This is a genomic window from Planobispora rosea, from assembly GCF_014648175.1.
GTDB classification, from domain to species: Bacteria; Actinomycetota; Actinomycetes; order Streptosporangiales; family Streptosporangiaceae; genus Planobispora; species Planobispora rosea.
On record NZ_BMQP01000112.1, the window covers coordinates 1 to 2,245 of the forward strand.

Sequence of the window (2,245 nt, forward strand, 5' to 3'; positions counted from 1 at the left end):
ATCTCCGGCGCCGAAGACGCCGTGGCGGCGGTTGCGGAGCGTTTCGAGCGGACCAAGCGGCTCAGCGTCTCGCACGCGTTCCATTCGCCGTTGATGGAGCCGATGCTGGCTGATTTCGCCCGGGTGGTGGGGACGTTGTCGTTCGCGGCTCCGCAGATTCCGATGGTGTCGACGCTGACCGGCGAGCCCATCACCGAGTTCACGGCTGAGTACTGGGTGCGGCATGTGCGCGAGGCGGTGCGTTTCGCCGACGCCGTTGCCACTTTGGGCGGCCAGGGCGTGAAGACGTTCGTCGAGGTGGGTCCGGACGCGGTGTTGTCGGTGATGGGCCCGGCCTGCGTCGAAGGCGAGCAGGTGGTGTTCGTTCCGCTGCTGCGTCGGGACCGGGACGAAGAGCGGGAGCTGTTGACCGGGGTGGCGAAGGCGTGGACGCGGGGGGTGCGGGTGGATTGGGAGGCGTTTTATGCCGGGTCCGGTGCCCGGCGGGTGGATGTGCCGACCTACGCCTTCCAGCACAAGCGCTACTGGATGACCGCCTCCACCACCCAGGCCGGCGTCACCTCGGCGGGGCTTGCGGAAACCGGGCACCAGCTTCTCGGCGCGGCCGTACATCTGCCCGACTCCGATGGGATTGTCGTCACCGGACGGTTGTCCACTGCCACCCATCCCTGGCTGGCTGATCACCAAGTGCTCGGCTCGGTTGTCGTGCCGGGAGCGGCCATCGTGGACATGGCCCTCTGGGCAGCCGATCACATCGGTTGCGCGGTGATCGACGAGCTGATCATGGAAGCCCCGCTGGTCCTTCCCGAGGACGGGGCAATCCACATTCGGATCACCGTGGGTTCGCTGGATGACCAGGACACACGATCCATCGCCGTTTACTCCAAGGACGAGGACACGACGATCGGTGCGTGGACGCGCCATGCCAGTGGCACCCTCAGTGCGGAGGCGGCAGATCCTCGCTCCTATCGCGGACCGTGGCCGGGAGCTGATGCGACGGCGATCGACGTGGACGAACTGTACGCCGAGCTGGACGAGGTAGGTCTCCGCTATGGACCCCTGTTCAGAGGACTGCGTGCCGCCTGGCGTCGTGACGGTGAGGTCTTCGCCGAGGTCGCCCTGCCCGACGGCGTGCAGGTCGAGGGCTTCGGCCTGCACCCGGCGCTTCTGGATGCCGCTCTGCACGGCGTGGCTCCGCTCTTCGAGGGTGAAGAGGGCACCCGCCTGCCGTTCAGCTGGACCGGGGTGTCCCTTCACACATCGGGAACGCGTGCCGCGAGGGTACGCATCACGGTTGACGGGTCTGACACGGTCGCACTGGAACTGACCGACTCCACTGGCGCTCCGGTGGCGTCGGTGCGTGGCCTGGTGACTCGCCCGGTGACCGCGGCGCAGTTGCGGCCTGCGGGTGTTGAGCCGGTGTATCGGGTGGAGTGGCGTGCGGTCACCTCTGGTGAGTCTGCTGCGGTGGGCCGGGTTGGGTTGGCGGGGGCTGATGTGTTCGCTCTGGGCCTGCCGCAGGCGGCCGAATCGCCGGGGTTGGCCGGGTCGGCTGATGCGGCTGATGCGGCTGATGCCGATGCGGATGTGCTGGTGTGGTGTGTCGATGGCCGGGGTGTTGATGTCCGGCAGGTGGCCGGGGCGGCGCTGGGCTGGCTGCAGGAGCGGTTGGCGGTTGAGGGTGGCCGGTTGGTGGTGGTGACCCGGGGCGCGGCCGGTGAGGGCATCTCGGATGTGGCGGCGGCGGCGGTGTGGGGTCTGGTGCGTTCGGCTCAGGCCGAACATCCCGATCGGATCGTGCTGCTGGACCTGCCCGTTGATGCGGCCGAGGTGCCGTGGGCGCGGGTGCTGGGCTGTGGTGAGCCGGAACTGCTGGTGCGGGACGGGGTGCTGCTGGCGCCGCGGTTGGTGCGCGCTGCTGTTCCGGTCGCGGCCGTCGAGCCGGTGGGCTGGGGGTCGGGCAGTGTGCTGGTCACCGGGGGGACCGGGGGGTTGGGTGCGCTGGTGGCCTCGCATCTGGTCGGCCGGCATGGTGTGGCTGATCTGGTGTTGGTGAGTCGGCGGGGGATGGCCGCGCCTGGTGCTGGTGAGCTGGTGGCCGAGCTGGAGCAGACCGGTGCTCGGGTGCGGGTGGTGGCGTGTGATGTCACCGACCGGGCCGCGCTGGCCGATCTGCTGGAGAGCCTGCCGGAGTTGAGTGCTGTGGTGCATACCGCGGGGATTTTGGATGACGGTGTGCTCAGTG

1 protein-coding gene is annotated in these 2,245 nt (G+C 69.0%); it reads left to right on the forward strand.

All coding sequences use genetic code 11. From position 1 onward, the window contains the following. Positions 1-2,245 (forward strand): SDR family NAD(P)-dependent oxidoreductase (locus IEZ08_RS38945; protein WP_189244236.1); only part of this gene is annotated, 2,245 nt, incomplete at both ends.